General features: G+C 62.8%; 16 protein-coding genes. 4 read left to right on the top strand and 12 right to left on the bottom strand.

Features of this window, described 5'->3' with window-relative positions:
• Window positions 1–62 precede the first annotated feature (62 nt).
• Both AB4Z19_RS27410 and AB4Z19_RS27405 read left to right on the top strand, forming a co-directional pair.
• Window positions 63–1,706 (top strand): VRR-NUC domain-containing protein, encoded by a 1,644-nt coding sequence (locus AB4Z19_RS27410; RefSeq protein WP_442026494.1) that lies wholly within the window; start codon window positions 63–65, stop codon window positions 1,704–1,706.
• Complete coding sequence (locus AB4Z19_RS27405) at window positions 1,703–4,150, top strand: helicase C-terminal domain-containing protein (protein WP_442026493.1); 2,448 nt, start codon at window positions 1,703–1,705, stop codon at window positions 4,148–4,150. Before AB4Z19_RS27410 ends, AB4Z19_RS27405 begins: the two co-directional genes overlap by 4 nt.
• On the opposite strand, the gene AB4Z19_RS27400 is transcribed toward AB4Z19_RS27405, so the two are convergent.
• Window positions 4,105–5,025 (bottom strand): LysR family transcriptional regulator, encoded by a 921-nt coding sequence (locus tag AB4Z19_RS27400; RefSeq protein WP_442026492.1) that lies wholly within the window; start codon window positions 5,023–5,025, stop codon window positions 4,105–4,107. The two genes, AB4Z19_RS27405 and AB4Z19_RS27400, sit on opposite strands and share 46 nt — an antisense overlap.
• A gap of 93 nt (window positions 5,026–5,118) precedes the next feature.
• Here AB4Z19_RS27400 and AB4Z19_RS27395 point away from each other — a divergent pair, with 93 nt between their 5' ends.
• Window positions 5,119–6,105 (top strand): NAD(P)H-binding protein, encoded by a 987-nt coding sequence (locus AB4Z19_RS27395; protein WP_442026491.1) that lies wholly within the window; start codon window positions 5,119–5,121, stop codon window positions 6,103–6,105.
• On the opposite strand, the gene AB4Z19_RS27390 is transcribed toward AB4Z19_RS27395, so the two are convergent.
• The 5 genes from AB4Z19_RS27390 to AB4Z19_RS27370 form a co-directional block, all read right to left on the bottom strand.
• Window positions 6,095–6,841 carry a LytR/AlgR family response regulator transcription factor gene (locus tag AB4Z19_RS27390; RefSeq protein ID WP_442036716.1) on the bottom strand — a complete coding sequence of 249 codons (747 nt, stop codon included), beginning with the start codon at window positions 6,839–6,841 and terminating at the stop codon, window positions 6,095–6,097. The two genes, AB4Z19_RS27395 and AB4Z19_RS27390, sit on opposite strands and share 11 nt — an antisense overlap.
• Entirely contained in the window at window positions 6,842–7,897 is a 1,056-nt protein-coding gene (locus tag AB4Z19_RS27385) for a sensor histidine kinase (protein WP_442025892.1), read from the bottom strand. It lies immediately after the preceding gene.
• Window positions 7,897–8,598 (bottom strand): LiaF transmembrane domain-containing protein, encoded by a 702-nt coding sequence (locus AB4Z19_RS27380; RefSeq protein WP_442025893.1) that lies wholly within the window; start codon window positions 8,596–8,598, stop codon window positions 7,897–7,899. Before AB4Z19_RS27380 ends, AB4Z19_RS27385 begins: the two co-directional genes overlap by 1 nt.
• Window positions 8,599–8,958: a LiaI-LiaF-like domain-containing protein gene (locus tag AB4Z19_RS27375; protein WP_442025894.1), complete on the bottom strand. Its 360-nt coding sequence runs from the start codon at window positions 8,956–8,958 to the stop codon at window positions 8,599–8,601. It abuts the gene before it with no gap.
• A gap of 574 nt (window positions 8,959–9,532) precedes the next feature.
• Window positions 9,533–10,414 (bottom strand): LysR substrate-binding domain-containing protein, encoded by an 882-nt coding sequence (locus tag AB4Z19_RS27370; RefSeq protein WP_442025902.1) that lies wholly within the window; start codon window positions 10,412–10,414, stop codon window positions 9,533–9,535.
• 286 nt (window positions 10,415–10,700) lie between these two features.
• On the opposite strand from AB4Z19_RS27370, the gene AB4Z19_RS27365 reads away from it, so the two are divergent.
• Window positions 10,701–11,252: an FxDxF family PEP-CTERM protein gene (locus AB4Z19_RS27365; protein WP_442036714.1), complete on the top strand. Its 552-nt coding sequence runs from the start codon at window positions 10,701–10,703 to the stop codon at window positions 11,250–11,252.
• A 43-nt stretch (window positions 11,253–11,295) separates the two neighbouring features.
• On the opposite strand, the gene AB4Z19_RS27360 is transcribed toward AB4Z19_RS27365, so the two are convergent.
• Genes AB4Z19_RS27360 through AB4Z19_RS27335 form a run of 6 tightly spaced genes read right to left on the bottom strand, consistent with a single transcriptional unit; the run spans window position 11,296 to window position 17,636 of the window.
• Entirely contained in the window at window positions 11,296–12,150 is an 855-nt protein-coding gene (locus AB4Z19_RS27360; protein WP_442025896.1) for a formate dehydrogenase accessory sulfurtransferase FdhD, read from the bottom strand.
• Window positions 12,147–12,497 carry a hypothetical protein gene (locus AB4Z19_RS27355; RefSeq protein WP_442025897.1) on the bottom strand — a complete coding sequence of 117 codons (351 nt, stop codon included), beginning with the start codon at window positions 12,495–12,497 and terminating at the stop codon, window positions 12,147–12,149. Before AB4Z19_RS27355 ends, AB4Z19_RS27360 begins: the two co-directional genes overlap by 4 nt.
• Before the next feature lie 10 nt (window positions 12,498–12,507).
• Window positions 12,508–13,824, bottom strand: coding sequence for a formate dehydrogenase subunit gamma (locus AB4Z19_RS27350; RefSeq protein WP_442036712.1), 1,317 nt, complete (start codon window positions 13,822–13,824; stop codon window positions 12,508–12,510).
• A gap of 14 nt (window positions 13,825–13,838) precedes the next feature.
• Window positions 13,839–14,063, bottom strand: coding sequence for a hypothetical protein (locus AB4Z19_RS27345; RefSeq protein WP_442025899.1), 225 nt, complete (start codon window positions 14,061–14,063; stop codon window positions 13,839–13,841).
• Window positions 14,060–14,668 (bottom strand): formate dehydrogenase FDH3 subunit beta, encoded by a 609-nt coding sequence (fdh3B, locus tag AB4Z19_RS27340; protein WP_442036710.1) that lies wholly within the window; start codon window positions 14,666–14,668, stop codon window positions 14,060–14,062. Before fdh3B ends, AB4Z19_RS27345 begins: the two co-directional genes overlap by 4 nt.
• Before the next feature lie 10 nt (window positions 14,669–14,678).
• Window positions 14,679–17,636, bottom strand: coding sequence for a formate dehydrogenase subunit alpha (locus tag AB4Z19_RS27335; RefSeq protein WP_442036708.1), 2,958 nt, complete (start codon window positions 17,634–17,636; stop codon window positions 14,679–14,681).
• Between the last annotated feature and the right edge of the window lie 5 nt (window positions 17,637–17,641).

The following is a 17,641-nucleotide window of genomic DNA, read 5'->3' as shown; positions in this document are numbered from 1 at the left end:
TGCAATAGCGGGGCGGTCGCGGTACACTGTATAAAAATACAGTTTTTCCCGCTTCCGCCCCGATGCTCAAAGTTCTCGACAACCCGTTTTATTACCTGGACAACTTTCACCAGGTCTTGCAGTGGATCGGCGACCGCTACAGCGATCTGCTCAATGAAGAAGAGAACGCTTTTCTCAGCCGCTTTCCCACCCTGCCCCAGCCTTCGCGCGCCCTGTTCGTGCGCATGGTCATGCGCAAGGGCGAGCTGTTTCGCGCCTCGAAGCTGAGTTATCCGGAAATCGGCTGCACGATTACCGCCGCGGCGCCGCTGAGCGCCGAAGGCTGGATCGAGGATGATCCCGTGGTTACGCTGGACGAGCTGTTCGAGCTTCTGCAAAAGCCCGAAATCATTGGCGTCTTTGGCCTGACTGGCGGTGAACGGGCGGCCCGCAAGGCCGATCAGCTGGAAGCCCTGCGCGAACAGCACGATGCCGGGCACCGCTTTTCCGCCTGGTGCGGCGAGGCGGCGCCGGACCGCGCCTGGCGCATTCTATCCAAACCCCTGTGCGACCGCCTGCGCCTGATTTTCTTCGGCAATTACCACCAGGACTGGTCGGAATTCGTGCTGTCCGATCTGGGCATCTACCGCTACGAAAAGGTGGAGTTTTCGCCATCGGCGCGCGGCTTCCGCTCGCGCCGCGATATCGACGAATACCTGGCCCTGCACGCCTGCCGCGAACGGTTTGCGGAGGGTGAAGATCCACTGGCCGTGCTGGCCGATATGCCGCCGCCATCGCCGGACAATGAGTGGCTGCACAGCCGCCGCCAGAAGCTGCAATTCCAGATCGGCCAGCAGCTGGAAAAGCTCGCCGACTGGCCGGGCGCCTTCAGCGTGTACGAACAGTGCGCCTATCCCGGCGCGCGTGCCCGCGCCGTCCGCGTGCTGGAGAAGCATGAGCGCTTCGGCCTCGCCTACGAATGGCTGCAACGCGCACAAGCTGCGCCGGAGAGCGAAGCGGAGCGCCAGTCCCTGCTGCGCATGGCGCCGCGCCTGCGCCGCAAGCTGGGTCATATGCGCGAGCCGGCGCGCAAGGCGACGCCGGTCGAGCGTCTCGATCTGAGCCTGCCGATGCCGAGCGAGGAATGGTGGGCCGAGGGCGTGGTGCGCGATCACCTGTGGCGCGATGATGTGCCCTGCTATTACGTGGAAAACGCCCTGGCCAATTCGCTGTTTGGCCTGCTGTGCTGGGACGCGATCTTTGCCGCCATCCCCGGCGCCTTCTTCCATCCCTTCCATCACGCGCCGGCCGATCTGCATAGCGCCGACTTCCATCTGCGCCGCTCCGCCTTGTTTGCCGCCTGCTTCGCGCAGCTGGAAGATGGCCGCTACCGCGACACGATTCTCGCCAACCGCGAGGCCAAGTACGGCATCCAGTCGCCGTTCGTGTATTGGGATGCGCTGGATGACGAGCTGGTCGCGCATGCGCTGGACTGCATTCCGGCGCTGCATCTGCGCCACTGGTTCGAGCGCATCCTGCAGGATGTAAAGGCCAATCGCAGCGGCTTCCCTGACCTGATCCAGTTCTGGCCCGCGGAGCGGCGCTACAACATGATTGAAGTGAAGGGTCCCGGCGACCGCTTGCAGGATAATCAGCTGCGCTGGATCGATTATTGCGCCGAGCATCAGATGCCGGTGTCCGTTTGCTATTTGCAGTGGGCGGCATGAGCTATACCGTTGCGGTCCGTGCGCTGTGCGAGTTCACGGCCAAGCAGGGCGATCTCGATTTGCGCTTTACGCCAACGCCGACGGCGCAGGAGGGTATCGCAGGTCACGCCGTTGTCACCTCTCGCCGCGCGGACGACTACGAACGCGAGATTTCGCTGTCCGGCGACTTTGGTCCGCTGCACGTGCGCGGCCGGGCGGATGGCTACTGCCCCCGCCAGAATCAGCTGGAAGAAATCAAAACCTATCGCGGCGATTTGTCGCGCCAGCCCGCCAACCATCGCCATCTGCACTGGGCGCAGCTCAAGGTCTACGGCCATCTGCTCTGCGCCTCGCGCGGCCTGCCGTCCGTGCGACTTGCCCTGGTCTACTTCGACATCGCCTCGCAAAAAGAAACGCTGCTGACCGAAGACGCCGAGGCCACGTCGCTGCGGGCCTTCTTCGAGCAGCAATGCAGCGCCTTTGTTGCCTGGGCCGAGCAGGAACTCGCGCATCGCCAGGCGCGAGACGCGGCTTTGCGCGGCTTGCGTTTCCCGCATGCCGACTTCCGGCCGGGCCAGCGGCAACTGGCCGAAGCCATGTTCAAGGCCAGCGCCCGTGGCTGCTCACTGCTGGCACAGGCGCCTACAGGAATCGGCAAGAGTATCGGCTCGCTGTTCCCGCTGCTGAAGGCGTCCGCCGAACATGGGCTGGACAAGATCTACTTCCTCGCCGCCAAAACCAGCGGGCGCGCGATGGCGCTTGGCGCCGTCGAAACCATCCAGCGCAGCGCGCCGCTGCTGCCTCTGCGCGCGCTGGAACTCGCCGCCAAGACGACCGCCTGCGAGCACCCCGACAAAGCCTGCCACGGCGAATCCTGCCCCCTCGCCGCAGGCTTCTACGACCGCCTGCCCGCCGCCCGCAGCGCCGCCCTCACCCGCGCCGCGCCGCCCCGAGCCGCTCCACACCGCACCGTCGCAGCCGCCCTCGTTGCCGGCTCCGCGCTGGACACTGCGGATACTCTGCGCGCCGATCCGGCCGCGTCGGATGCTGGCGCGCTGGCGTCGCCTGATGCGCTGCGCGTGCCGGCCGCCGCCGGCGCCACGCTGGGTTCCATGGCGCCGGGTCGCGCGCTGGATCGCGCGACGGTGCGCGAGGTCGCGCTGGCGCACAATGTCTGCCCCTACTATCTGCAATCCGAACTGGTACGCTGGGCCGATGTGATCATTGGCGATTACAACTACTACTTCGACCTGAGCGCGATGCTGTACAGCCTCGCGCAAATGAACGACTGGAAGGTGGCCGTGCTGGCAGACGAAGCGCACAATATGGTCAACCGTGCGCGCCAGATGTACTCGGCCGACATGGATCACACCGGCCTGCGCATCCTGCGCAAGTCCGCGCCCGACGCGCTGCGCAAGGCGCTGGACCGCGTGCACCGTCAATGGTCCGCGCTGGAAAAAGAGCAGGAAAAAGAATACGCCAGCTACTCCGCCCTGCCGGACAAATTCATGCACGCCCTGCAGACCGCAACCACGGACATCGGCGACTACATGGCCGAGAATCCGTCCTGGTTCGACGCCGACGTTCTGAACTTCTACTTCAACGGCCTGCTGTTCGCGCGTCTCGCAGAAACCTTCGGCGAGCACTCCCTGTTCGACATCACCCGATCCGGCAGCGGCACGAAGACCAACTCCACACTGTGCATCCGCAACATCCTGCCCGCGCCCTTCCTGAAGCCGCGCTTCGACGCCGCGCATGCAACGGCCCTGTTCTCGGCCACGCTCAGCCCCTGGAACTACTACGCCGACACGCTCGGCATGCCGCAAGACACCGCCTGGATCGACGTCGAATCTCCCTTCGCCGCCGAGCAGCTGGCAGTGAACGTGGCCGGCCACATCTCCACGCGCTACCAGCACCGCGAGCGCTCGCTGGCGCCGATCGCCGCGCTGATGGGCGAACAATACGGGCAGCAGCCCGGCAACTACCTGGCCTTCTTCAGCAGTTTCGATTACATGGAAAAAGTGGCCGACCTGTTCGCGCAACAATTCCCGCAAGTTCCAGCCTTCCGCCAGTCGCGCCGCATGGGCGAATCCGAACGCGCCGCCTTCCTCGACCGCTTCGGCGACGACAGCGCAGGCATCGGCTTTGCCGTGCTGGGCGGGGCTTTCGGCGAAGGCATCGACCTGCCCGGTTCGCGCCTGATCGGCGCCTTCGTCGCCACCCTCGGCCTGCCGCAAGTCAATCCGATCAACGAGCAAATCCGCGAGCGCATGGAGTCCATCTTCGGCGCGGGATACGACTACACCTACCTCTACCCCGGCCTGCAAAAAGTCGTGCAGGCCGCCGGCCGAGTGATCCGCACCACCACCGACCGCGGCACCGTGCACCTGATCGACGACCGCTTCCTCAAGCCCGAAATTCAGGCCCTCTTCCCGGCCTGGTGGAAAGTCGGCGGCGCCACGTAGGCAGCCAAGCCTTCGCCCAGCGCCGCAAAGGCCGCCGCGCAGCGCGGGTTGTCGCGCAAGTCCTCGTGCATGACCAGCCAGGTTTCCATAGGAATCGACAAGGCCCGCGGCAGCACGCGCACCAAGCCACTGCGCGCCGCCAGCGGCGCCTGGCAGATACCGATGCCCACGCCCGCGCGTATCGCGGAAATCAGCGCCGGATCGCTGTCCGACTTGAAACTGAAGTGCAGGCCTTCCAGCACTGGATACTGCTTGCGCATCTTGCGGATGTAATCGCTCTCGCTTTCATAGCCGATCAAGGTGTGCTTGTCCAGATCGCGTGCCGAGGCGGGCGTGCCGTGCCGTTCCAGATAATCCCTGCGCGCGAAAAAACCTAACTCAATCGTGCCAAGATTGCGCGCCACCAGCGCTTCCTGCGTCGGGCGGAACATGCGCACGGCGATATCCGCCTCGCGCTGCAGCAGATTACCGGCGCGGTTGGACAGCACCAGCTCGACCGACAGCGCAGGATGCAGCGCACGCATGTCCGCAATAATGGGCGGCAGCACTTCCGCGCCCACCATCTCGCTGGCCGTAATGCGCACCGTGCCGCGTACCTCGCCCTCGCGGCCATGGCTGCTCGCCATGCGCCGCAGGGCCGCCGCGCTGGACGCCAGCGAGGCCGCATACGGCCGCAAATGCTGAGCGGCGTCGGTTGGCGTGTAGCCGTCGTGCGCGCGCGTGAACAAGGCCAGTCCCAGCGCCTGCTCCAGCGATTCGATATGGCGCCCCACGGTCGGCTGCGTCAGCCCCAGCGTGCGCGCAGCAGCAGACAGCGAGCCCTCATCCAGCACGCCGAGGAAGCTGCGATACCAGTCCCAGTTCGGTTCCGTCATGGCCTATGCATTTATGTATAGCGACCATGCCACTTTAACCAATTTTCTTTAACTTGCCGCCGGCGCACAATGCAGTTCAAGGAGGATTCACCCATGAACAAGACTGCATTGATTCTCGGCGCAACCGGCGGTGTAGGCGGCGCATTGGCCCAGCGTCTGCTGGCAGGCGGCTGGAAAGTGAAAGCACTGCATCGCAACGCGGCGGCGCAGCAGCCGAACGGACTGGAATGGCTGCAAGGCGACGCCATGCAGCGTGAAGACGTAGTAGCCGCAGCCAATGGCGTGGCGCTGATCGTCCATGCCGTGAACCCGCCCGGCTACAAGAACTGGGCCGGCCTGGTGCTGCCGATGATCGACAACACCATCGCTGCGGCACGCGCCAGCGGCGCACGTATCCTGCTGCCCGGCACCCTCTACAACTTCTCGCCGGAGCTGAAAGGTCCGATCGCGGAAGACGCGCCCCAGCAACCGCACACCCGCAAAGGTGCGATTCGCGTCGAACTGGAGCGCCGCCTGGAACGCGCTGCAGCCGAGGGCGTGCCCAGCCTGATCGTGCGTGCCGGCGACTTCTTCGGCCCCGGCGCCGCCAACAGCTGGATGACGCAAGGCCTGGTCAAGCCTCATCAGCCCGTGCGCGCCATTCACAATCCGGCCGAACCGGGCGTTGGCCACCACTGGGCCTATCTGCCGGACGTTGCCGAAACCATGTTCCGCCTGATTGAGCGCTCCGACGCCCTGCCCATCTTCGCCCGCTACCACATGGAAGGCCAGTGGGACGCCGACGGCACGCAGATCGCGTCGTCCATCGCCCGCGTCGTCCATGCGCGCACCGGCAAGGCGCCTGCGCTGCGCAGCACGCCGTGGTGGCTGTTCAAGCTGATGTCGCCGTTCGTGACGGTATTGTGCGAGCTGCAGGAAATGCGCTATCTGTGGCAATGCGAAGTCCATCTGGACAACGCAGCCTTGCGCGCGGCACTGGGCGGCGCCGAACCGCGCACGCCGCTGGATACCGCTGTCGCCGCCACGCTGCAATCCTTCGGCTGCCTGGATGGCGCGCGGCCGGTGCAAGCTACTGCATGACGGTGCGGATGCGCTGGTAGCCGCTGCGGCTGATTGCCAGGCGCGTGCCGTCCTGCAGCACGGCCTGGTGGCTGTCCTTGCTGGCCTGCTCGATGCGAGCCACGCACTCGATGTTGACCAGATAGGAGCGGTGGATGCGGATGAATTTATCCGGGTCCAGCTGTTCCTCCAGCTCCGCCATGCGCTGGTTCTTCAGATATGCCTTGCCTTCGGAGTGGATCTGCACATAGTCATCCTGCGCTTCGACGTAATCGATTTTCTCGCTGGGGATCACGTGCACGCGGGCGCCATCGCGGATCAGCACCCGCTCGGCCGGACGCGCGCGCGCGGCCGCGACATCGCGCGCCGCAGCAGCCACCGCCGCCTGCTGGCCGCCCGCCGCCGCGCCGAGGTTGATACGCGCATGCGCCAGCGCCTGGTCCAGCCGCTCCTGGCTGAAAGGCTTCAGCAAGTAGTCCAGCGCGTGCACCTCGAAGGCCTTCAGTGCGTACTGGTCGAACGCTGTGGCGAAAATGAAGCGCGTCTTGCCGCTCACCAGTTCGGCCACTTCGAAGCCATCCAGCTTGGGCATCTGGATATCGAGGAACACCAGCTCCGGCTCCAGTTCGGTGATGGCCTTCACGGCCTCAAAACCGTTGGCGCATTCGGCCACGATCTCCACGTCAGTATGGGCCGACAGATATTCGCGCATGACGCCACGCGCCAGCATTTCGTCGTCAACAATGATGATCCGCATTCAATCCTCGTTTGTCTCGGCAGGCATCGCTATCTCCACGATGAACTTGCCCTCTTCTTTTTTCCAGTGAACGCTGGCCTCGTGGCCGTAAGCGCAGCTCAGGCGCTCGCGGACATTTTTCAGGCCGATACCATTACCGCGCCGCTCCGGCACGCTTTCGTCCATGGCATTGGTCACGGTGATCTTCAGCACCGATCCCGCGCGCCAGGCCGCGACCAGCACCAGCCCACCTTCCGGCAGCTGGCCGATGCCATGCTTGACGGCGTTTTCCACCAGCGGCTGCACGATCATCGGCGGCACCAGACAGGCCAGCGCGCTTTTCTCGATCGCCTCCTCATGCACCAGCCGCTCGCCGAAGCGCACTTTTTCGATGGCGAGAAAATGCCGGTTCAGCGCCATTTCCTGCTCCAGCGTGACCTTCTTGTGCGCATCCATGCCCAAGCTCTGACGGAAGAAATCCGACAAGCGCAGAGTCATTTCGCGCGCGCCCTTCGGGTCCATCGAGGTCAGGGCGCTGATCGAATTCAGGCTGTTGAACAGGAAGTGCGGATCGATCTGGGTGCGCAGCATGCGCAGCTCCGCATCGCGCGCCATGAGCTTCAGTTCCAGCTCGCGGCGCTCGGCGTTGCGGGCACGCGTGAATTCCACCACCAGGTAGTTCGCCGCCGCCAGCAAGCCATACAGCAGCACGCCCAGCAGGAACAGCAAGGCCACCAGCGCCGGACGCAGCGTCACGCCCCAGCCGAATGCCCCCAGCAGCGCATTCCATGCCTGCAGAATGCCCACCCACAGGAAGCCCGCTACGACCGCTGCCGTGGACAGCGCCAGCAAAATCGCAGCCGGCGTGCGTTCACCGAGCGGGTTGGCGCGGCACAGGTAGTAAGTCGAGAAGCCGGCCCCCACTGCAAACAGCAGCGTGGCCGGCATCATGAACAGCATGGCGTAGCCCCAGGGACCGGGCGTCATGACGGTGACGACACCGCCCAGCCCTGCCCCCAGCAACAGCCAGACCAGCAGGTAGAGCGCGGCGCCGCGGCTTGTCAGCGCGCCCTGCATCAGTTACGGATTTCCACGCCGCCCATGATGGCGTAGCCGCGGATGATCAGTCGTTTGGTGTGCTCTTTCGGCACCACGGTCTTTTCGTCGAAGCCGCCCATCAGAGGCGTGCCTTCCATTTCCACGGTCCAGTCGATCGGCACCTTGATGGTGATGCCGCCACACAGGGCGAAGGTGGTAATCACAGCCTCGCTCACGATGTCGGATTCGCGCAGGTCCAGGTCGCAGCCGCCGAACATGGCGGTGATTTCGCCGCCGCGGAAGTCCTTGCTGATCACGCGGCGCTTGAAACCGCCCAGAATCGCGGTCGCATTCAGCAGCGGCTCCGAGCCTTCGATGTCGGCCAGTCCTTCCGGATTGACGGCCGGCTTGCGGGTCGATTTGAACACCACCATCAGGCCCGCCGCGATGATCAGCATCGGCGCCAGCACGCGCCAGCTGATATAGAACCAGCCAAAGCCCTGCAGCATGAACACCGTACCAATCAGCAGCAGGATGCCGCCTACCACCGAGCCGCGCTCGGAGCGCGCCTGAGAAATTTTGAGCAGACCGGCTACGATCAGGATCACGGGCCAGAATTGCAGGTTGTATTCGATGTCGATCCAGCCCAGGTTATCGAGCAGGAAGACAAAGCCCATGCAAATCACGGCAAAGCCAATCAGCATCTGTGCAGCGGTGCTGCGTTGACGTTGGGTCCTCATTTACATCTCCTTCTTGTTGTCGAAGTATTTAATCACAATCGGCTGCAAGACCAAACTGATGCCCGCCATGATGACGAGGATTGGCCAGCTATTGCCGAAGGTCAGTCCGTACACGTGCTCGAATGCGCAGAAGAACCACACTGCGAACAGCACTTCCCATACGCCGTCCATAAAAAGTTTTCCCGTAGTAGGTGGAATCATATTGTTGATGCCGAAAGCGAGGACCACGGCCGGCCAGTAGCGCCAGAACTGGCCCACGTGGACGACGTCGGTGCGGTCCATCAGGAACACCACGCCAACGCAAACGATCAGGATGCCCCAGATCAGCTGACGGCGCATTTGTTGTGATTCTTTGCTCATTGCTGCCTCCCCGTTGATGTCATGGCGCTAATGTACCGGCGCTCAAGGGGCGGCGAAACGGCTTTTCGGTGAATGGCGGAGGGGGATCGGTGAATGACGCGCTTTTCAGCGAACGGCGAAAAAAAGCCCGCTGTTGGCGCAGCGGGCTCTCGGGAGACAGGTAATGCGGGGGGTACGGACGCTAGGACCTGCCGGTTTCCATCTTCTGGTCAAACATCATCAGTCCCCATCCTAGCTGGCGACGGATTTCCTCCGGCGTGGGAGGAGGTTTGACTTCTTGTGAGCGCCGCTCGAGGTATTCGCGCACAACGTACTTGGATGGATGATTAGCCTGAGTCATGATGGCCTCCAATATTTTGTTGGTCTTGAGCCTGAATTCTGTGGTGCCGGTACTTCAGGCGACCGGCTTGCCTCGGATGAGCGTTCGTGCTTCGTTTTGATTCGAATTGCACGCGCATCGATCACGGTTCCATCTTAGTTTTGGAACGTTGACGCCACTGTGCGCCGTCGAACATTGACGCCCTCAGTTCATCCCGCCTTTGCGTAGGCGCTTGCCTACGCCGGACATCTTCTGTTACAGCTTCTGCTGCAGGAAGTCGAGGAAGCAGCTGATGCGCTGGGCCAGCTGTGTATTGCGGTAATAGACGGCGTGGATCTGCTGGCGGAAGCCGGTATTGAAGGGCTCCAGCACGCTCACCAGACGCCCCGCGGCGATATCGGCGCGTGTCATAAAGTCCGCCAGGCACACAATGCCCTGCCCAGCAATCGCCAGCTGGCGCAGGGTTTCACCGCTGGAAGCGGAAAGCACTGGCGCCACCGGCCAGGTATTGCCGCCGTCATGCCGCAGCGGCCATTGGTTGCCCAATTCGTATTGCGCGAACCCAAGCAAGGCATGCTGCGCCAGGCCTTCCGGCGTTTGCGGCACGCCGTTCTGCGCCAGATAGGCGGGGCTGGCCAGCACATGCAGGGGGCTGGAACTGAGCGGCCGTGCATGCAAGGTGGAATCGCTCAAGCTGCCGATACGGATGGCAATATCGGTGCGGTGTTCGATCAGGTCGGCGATCTGATCATTGCTGGTGAGTTCCAGCCGGATCTCGGGGAACAGTTTGCGGAACTCGGCCACATGCGGCACCACACAGTGCAGCATGAAAGGCGACGCCGCATCCACCACAAGGCGCCCGGCCGGACGCTGGCGGCGCATGCGGATGGTTTCCTCCGCCTCTTCCATTGCCTCAAGGATGGCGCGCGCTTTCGCCAGGAACAGCTGGCCCTCTTCCGTGAGTTCCATGCGCCGCGTGGTGCGCGTCAGCAGCGAGGTTTGCAGTTTTTCTTCCAGGCGCCCAAGCGCCCTGCTCACACCGGAACTCGTCTGTCCAAGATGCACGGCAGCGGCGCTCAGCGAGCCGCTGTCGATCACGGTAACAAAGGTCCTGAGCTCATCGGAGTGAATATCCATCTGCGGATTATACGGGCTCATGCACGCAAAAATATTCCCCTTGACCTTTTCCCGGCTTTAGGCGTCCCCCTAACGCGACTCTTCTATATGTCCGCAGGCGAACATACACACTTCATTAATGAATTATTCTTTTGATACCGTGGGATATATTTGCAGCGTTAGCAGAAGGGAAAAATTGATATTTTCTACAGGCCATAGAAAGTAAAAATTTGCAATATCCCGACTGTTGACATGTAACAAACCGCTACTACGTATCACAACAACACGATTTTCAAGGGGTATTAACATGAAGAAAGCGTTATTTAGCAAGGTAGCCGGAACTCTCCTGTGCACTGCCGGGCTGCTCGCCAGCACTGCTGCCAGCGCAGATACCACGTTGACCTTCGATGCTGCAGGCAATGCCGTCTTCGGCTCTCTGCATGCTTCGCCTGGCGATTTCGTCGACACCTATCTGTTCAGTGTCGACACCAACGCCAGTTATGCCAGCGGTACTGCGGTGGTGGGCAAAACCTGGATCGACTCCGCTCGTTTGGCAAACTACGGCATTACCGACATCCAGTTCTTCCAGGTGAATGCTGACAGCAGCCATTCCAACCTGGGCACGAACTTCTCTACCTCATCCGGTATTGAGTTCTATCCTCTGGACGCACTGATGACCGGTAACTATGGCTTCACCGTCACTGGCAGCACCGCTATCGCAAATATGGGCGGTTCCTATGCCGGTAACCTGAACCTGGCTGCACCTGTCCCGGAGCCGGCAACTTATGCGATGCTGCTGGTAGGCGTTGGCCTGCTGGGCTTCACCGCACGCCGCAAATCCAACGACAAGCTGGGTTAACCCGCAACCACTCCCCCGTGGAAACCCGCTGCGGCGGGTTTTTTCAGGCGTAGCGCAGCACGTCCGCCCGCAGTTCCAATAACTCTGGCTGGAAAATGAGGCGCTCTTTGCCGGTTAACAAGAGGAAGTGCTTGCCCGTGCAGCGGGCCAATAGGGTCATTCCGACTTGTTCGGCGACCATATGCCCCATCTGCGTCGTCCCCGAGCGGGACAGCAGGAAAGGAATGCCCATCTGCGCGCCTTTGATCACCATCTCAGAGGTCAGGCGGCCCGTGGTGTAGAACACCTTGTCGCCGCCTTCCATCCCTTCCAGCCACATCATGCCCGCAATCGCGTCGACCGCATTGTGGCGGCCCACATCTTCCACGAACCACAGCAAATCACCCGCTGCGTTGAACAGCGCGCAGCCGTGCACCGAGCCGGCCTGTTTGTAGATCGATTGCTGGGTGCGAATGGTATCGACAATGCGGTACAGCGTGCCCTGGTGCAGGCGCGCGTCCTGCGGCAGGTGGATCTTTTCGATTTCGTCCATCAGGCCGCCGAATACCGAGCCCTGGCCGCAGCCGGTGGTCACCACCTTCCTGGAGGTACGGGCTTCAACGTCGGCGATGCCATGGCGCGTTTTAACGGCCACGGCATCGACTTCCCAGTCCACCGTGATGGAGACGATCTCTTTCAGGCTGCTCACCAGGCGCTGGTTGCGCAGGTAGCCCAGCGTCAGCAGTTCGGGCGCGCCGCCCAGGGTCATCAGCGTGACCAGTTCGCGCTTGTCGACGTAGACCGTCAGCGGCCGTTCGGCGGGAATGGAGATCAGCGAGCTGCGCCCTTTTTCATCCAGCACCTCGACCTCGCGGGTCAATGCGGCGCTGGCCTGCGTCATTTGCGGACGGTAGCTCATTTCTTTTGCGGCGGTGGCTGTTTGGAACCGGCTTCGGGAACCGGCTTGGAGTCGGCCACGCCTACCTCAGCGACCTGGGCGACGTACGGCCCCGGGTCGGCGCAAGGCGGCGTCGGCATGGACGCCTTCTTGCCTGCGCCCTTGTGCTTGAAGTAGTCGGCGGCGACCTTGTCCTGCACCAGGCAAAGCTTGTAGGCCGCGACCTTGTCGCTCCACGCAGTCTTGGCCTTGGTTTCATCGGCCTTGGCTTTCGCTTCCGGACTTGGCGCTGGCAGCTTGGCCTGCGCGAACGGAGCCAGTGCAACCAATCCTGCCAGCGCCAGCGCGGCGCTCAGTGCTTTGTTCATCGCTGTCTCCTCAAACGGTCTTGGGTGCCGTGCCAACCGTCGCTGCGCCTTCCTGCGTACGCACGCGCGGCACTTCGCCTTTCTGGATCTGGTCGTACCAGATGTCGTGGTGCTCGATCGCCCATTCATCGTCCACATAGCCGTCGCGCATGGCGCGGTAGGCACCTTCCATGCCGATGGTGCCCATGTAAATGTGGCCCAGCGCGAAGGCGGACATCAGCACCGCCGCGCACAGGTGGATCAGGTTGGCATCCTGCATCAGTGAGCGCGTGTAATCGAGATTGGGCACGATGCGATCCAGCACGAAGCCGGATGCCGCCACCGTCAGGCCAAGCACGGTGACGCCGCCCCAGAACCAGAGCTTTTCGCCAGCATTGAAGCGGCCGGAGCTTGCGTGGCCGTGGCTTAGGGCGCCGCCCAGCGTGAAGATCCACTTGAAGTCCGCCGCAATCGGGAAATTGTCCTTGACGAAGATGATGAAGGTCAGAATCAGCGCCACCGTGAACAGCGGACCGACGAAGTTGTGCAGGGTCTTCAGCAGATAGGTCAGGTAGCCGAACAGGGTATGCCCCATAATCGGCATCAGCACGAACTTCCCGAACAGCATGGTCAGCCCCGACACCATCAGGATCACGAAGCAGATTGCCGTGGTCCAGTGCGTGATGCGTTCAACGGAAGTGAAGCGTTCGATCAGGCGGCCGGTACGCGGACGCTTCAGCTTGAGCTCCCCCACCGTAAAATAGAATCCAGCCAGCGCTGCGATGGTCACCAGCAGCAGCCAGCCGCCGACGACCATCATCGGGCCATTGCGGAAGCGGCGCCATGCCTCGCCTGCCGTGGTTGGCACGCTCTGGCCGGGATACTGGGCCTTGGCCTGAATCAGAATGCCCGCCTCGCGGTAAGGCAGGCTGGCGTAATTCTCTACGCCGGATTTCACCAGACGCCAGGTCGGCGCGTTATTGCCAGGCTGGGTTTGCGTGCGTTCGGCCTGATTCTGTTTCAGGATGTCCACCGATTCCACATACGGCGCGCCAGGCGCACGCGCATCCGGCACCGGACCTTTCAGCGCCACGCCGGGAGCGGTCGGGCCGGGCGTCTCGGCGCCGGGGCCAGTCGCGTTCTCGGCCTTGCGCCTGGACGGATCAGCGGCCTCGGTGGCCTTGGCACTGGCCGGCGCGGTGGTGCTGACGGTTGCCGGCATGGCCGGCGTACCGGCTGCCGCCGATGCCGCAGGCTGCGCGGCGGTGCGCGGCGGCGCGTCGGCATGTGCATGCGGCATCGCGAGCGAGGCACCAGCCAGCGCGAGGATTGCAAGCCATCGTTGCATGATGCGCCCTCCCCTTAGCGGTTGGTCCGCGGGTACTCGTTCTGCAGCTGGCCGCGTTCGCGGATCTGCTTGTCCCAGGCGTCCTGCTTGCCGGGTTCCCAGCCCTTGGCCATGTACTGGTCATGCGCACCTTTGTAGGCAGGTTCGTCGCCGCGGCTTACCTTGGTGCCGGTCATGGACTGGTCCACATCGCCGCAGGCGCTCAGCGCCAGCGCGGCCAGGATCACGAAAGCTTTCATGATTTCGCTCCTTCCGGCTTTTTGCCATAGGCTGTGCCCCAGCCCCAGACTTCGCTGCCCTTGCCGCGCGTGATCACGCGGGTGCGGAAGATATCCGCCACTACATCGCCATCACCGCCCAGCAATGCCTTGGTGGAGCACATCTCGGCACAGGCTGGCAGCTTGCCTTCGGACAGGCGGTTGCGGCCATATTTTTCGAACTCGGCCTGCGAGCCGTTTTCTTCCGGGCCGCCGGCGCAGAAGGTGCATTTGTCCATCTTGCCGCGCAGGCCGAAGGTGCCGTTGGACGGGAACTGCGGGGCGCCGAACGGGCAGGCGTAGGAGCAGTAGCCGCAGCCGATGCAGGCGTCCTTGTTGTGCAGGACCACACCCTCGTCGGTGCGGTAGAAGCAGTCCACCGGGCAGACCGCCATGCAGGGCGCGTCCGAGCAGTGCATGCAGGCCACGGAGACGGATTTCTCCTGGCCGACGATGCCGTCGTTGATGGTTACGACACGGCGGCGGTTCACGCCCCACGGGACTTCGTGCTCGTTCTTGCACGCGGTAGCGCAGGCATTACACTCGATACAGCGTTCGGTATCGCAGATGAATTTCATTCGTGCCATGGCTGTCCCCTCACGCCGTGAAGCGTTCGATATTGCAGATTGTGGTTTTAGTTTCCTGCATCATGGTCACCGAGTCGTAACCGTAGGTGGTGGCGGTGTTGACCGCCTCGCCGCGCACGATCGGCGCCGCGCCCTCCGGATACCACTCCAGCATGTCTTTGCCCTGCCACCAGCCGGAGAAGTGGAACGGGATGAAGGCCGTATCCGGTCCCACGCGCTGCGTGACCAGCGCCCTTACCTTGATGCGCGCGCCGGTCGGCGTGGACACGATCACGTAATCGCCGTTGCGGATGCCGCGCTCGGACGCCGCCTGCGGATTGATCTCCACGAAGTTCTCCTGCTGCAGCTCGGCCAGCCAGGGATTCGAACGGGTTTCCTCGCCGCCGCCTTCGTATTCGACCAGACGTCCCGACGTCAGAATGATCGGGAATTTCTTGGCCAGTCCCTCCTGCACATTCTTCTGCTGCAGGGTCTTGTACAGCGTCGGCATGCGCCAGAAGGCTTTCTTGTCGTCGTGGGTCGGGTACTTCTCGACCAGGTCCGGCCGCGTGCCGTAGATCGGCTCGCGGTGCAGCGGTACCGGATCGGGGAAGTTCCACACCACCGCGCGCGCCTTGGCATTGCCGAACGGATGAACGCCGTGCACCTTCAGGCACACCCGCTGAATGCCGCCGGACAGATCGGTCTTCCAGTTCTTGCCTTCGGCCGCTTTCTGCTCGGCCTCGGTCAGATCCTCCCACCAGCCCAGCTTTTTCAGCAGCACATGGTCGAATTCCGGATAGCCGGTAGTGATGTCGGAACCCAGCGAGAACGAGCCGTCTTCCGCCAGCAGATTGACACCGTCCTTCTCCACGCCGAAGTTGGCGCGGAAATTGCCGCCGCCATCCATCACGTGCTTACTGGTGTCGTACAGATTGGCCGAGCCGGGATGCTTGAGTTCCGGCGTGCCGTAGCAAGGCCACGGCAGGCCAAAATAGTCGCCGGTGAGGTCGTAGCCGGTGATCGGGTCCTTGCCGCCTTTGCAGCGCAGGGTCTTCACGTCGAACATATGCATATTGCGCATGTGCGACTTCAAGCGCTCCGGCGACTGGCCCGTGTAGCCGATGGTCCAGCTGCCGCGGTTGATCTCGACCAGCATGGATTCCGGTTCCGGCTCCATCATGCCGCCCTTGCCCGGCACCAGTTTCAGCTTGGCCACCAGCTGCTTGCCGAAGCCCAGCTTTTCCGCCAGCTGATACATGATCATGTGGTCGGTGCGCGATTCGAACAGCGGTTCGATCACTTTTTCACGCCACTGGAGCGAGCGGTTGGATGCGGTCACCGAGCCGGAAGTTTCGAACTGGGTTGCAGCCGGCAGCAGGTAGACGGCGCGGTTCGGATTGACTTCCTGGCCCTCCACTTTCATGGCGGCCATGGCGGCAGTCGCCGATGGATACGGGTCGATTACCACCAGCAGATCCAGCTTGTCGAAAGCCTTCTTCATTTCCAGACCGCGCGTCTGCGAGTTCGGCGCGTGGCCCCAGAACACCATCGCCTTCACATTGCTGTCCTGGTCGATCAGCTCATTCTTTTCCAGCACCGCGTCGACCCAGCGCGACACCGTGGTGCCGGATTTTTCCATCATGGCCTGCGATGCAAACTGGGCTTTCACCCATTCGTAATCGACGCCCCACACATTGCACCAGTGCTTCCAGGCGCCGGTGGCCAGGCCGTAGTAGGCCGGCAGCGAATCCGGGTTCGGCCCTACGTCGGTGGCGCCCTGCACATTGTCGTGGCCGCGGAAGATATTGGTGCCGCCGCCGCTCACGCCCACATTGCCCAGCGCCAGCTGCAGGATGCAGGATGCGCGCACGATGGCGTTGCCGATGCTGTGCTGGGTCTGGCCCATACACCACACGACCGTGGAGGGACGGTTCTTGGCCATGGTCTCGGCCGCGTACAGCACCTCGGCTTCGGGCACGCCGCACGCTTCCTCGACTTTGTCCGGCGTCCACTTGGCGACTTCCTCGCGCACCTTGTCCATGCCGAATACGCGGGCCTTGATGTATTCCTTGTCTTCCCAGCCGTTCTTGAAGATATGCCACAGCATCCCGTACAGGAAGGGAATGTCCGAGCCGGAACGGATGCGGATGTAGTGGTCGGCCTTGGCCGCCGTACGCGTGAAGCGCGGATCGACCACGATCATCTTGCAGCCGGTTTCCTTCGAATGCAGCATGTGCAGCATCGACACCGGGTGCGCCTCCGCAGCATTCGAACCGATATACATGGCAGCTTTCGAGTTCTGCATATCGTTGTAGCTGTTGGTCATGGCGCCGTAGCCCCAGGTGTTCGCCACACCCGCCACCGTGGTCGAGTGGCAGATGCGCGCCTGGTGATCGCAGTTATTGGTGCCGAAGAAGGACACGAATTTGCGCAGCAGCGCCGACTGCTCATTATTGTGCTTGGACGAGCCGACGAAGAACACCGAATCCGGGCCATTCGCCTTCTTCATGGCCAGCAGCTTTTCCGATACTTCTTTCAGCGCCTGGTCCCAGCTGATGCGCTGGTATTTGCCATCCACCAGCTTCATCGGGTATTTCAGGCGATGCTCGCCATGTCCGTGCTCGCGCAGCGCCGCGCCTTTTGCGCAGTGCGAACCGAGATTGATGGGCGAATCGAATACCGGCTCCTGGCGCACCCACACGCCATTCTCCACGATCGCATCGACCGAGCAGCCCACCGAGCAGTGCGAGCATACGGTACGCCGCACCACGGGTTTGGAAGCGGCCGCCGCTTCATCCTTGGCCTGCGCCTTGCGCACCAGCTGGAATTGCGTGGCTGCCAGGCCGACGCCGACACCAATGCCGGAGCGCTTCAGAAATGCGCGGCGGTCCATGGTCGGCAGCGCGCGCGACAGGCTGTCGCCCAGGCTGGCCGCAAATCGTCCGGACGAACGCTGGCCCGCAGGCCCCTTACGCGTCAAGAGCATGATGT

Source organism: Pseudoduganella sp. RAF19, from assembly GCF_052114165.1.
Taxonomy (GTDB): Bacteria; Pseudomonadota; Gammaproteobacteria; order Burkholderiales; family Burkholderiaceae_D; genus Rugamonas.
This window is presented reverse-complemented; position numbering and strand designations above follow the sequence as displayed.